At 56.0% G+C, this 243-nt stretch carries 1 pseudogene; it reads right to left on the bottom strand.

From position 1 onward, the window contains the following. Nucleotides 1–243 (bottom strand): annotated as a pseudogene (locus AB9F26_RS22550) (site-specific integrase); the annotation flags it as partial.

The raw sequence follows: 243 nt of genomic DNA, 5'->3' as shown, positions 1-243 counted from the left end.
TAGCCGCAGCTGCTCCCACTTCGCGCCCCGCTTTGACGGCGAGACTTCCCGCGCATATCGCAGCAATGCATCGCGCATGGTCTCGGTCGACACCGAAACCTCTCCTTCTCGAATCAAGAACACTTGGCGCGCGGCCCAGTCTTTGGCATCAACCCGCTTCTCAAATGACTTTGATTTTCGTATACCTTGCATGGCGACTTGCGCCTGCCATTTGCCGGCTTGCAGCTTTTTAAAAGACGCCAT

The sequence above is a fragment of the Falsihalocynthiibacter sp. BN13B15 genome, from assembly GCF_041205415.1.
Taxonomy (GTDB): Bacteria; Pseudomonadota; Alphaproteobacteria; order Rhodobacterales; family Rhodobacteraceae; genus Falsihalocynthiibacter; species Falsihalocynthiibacter arcticus.
This window is presented reverse-complemented; position numbering and strand designations above follow the sequence as displayed.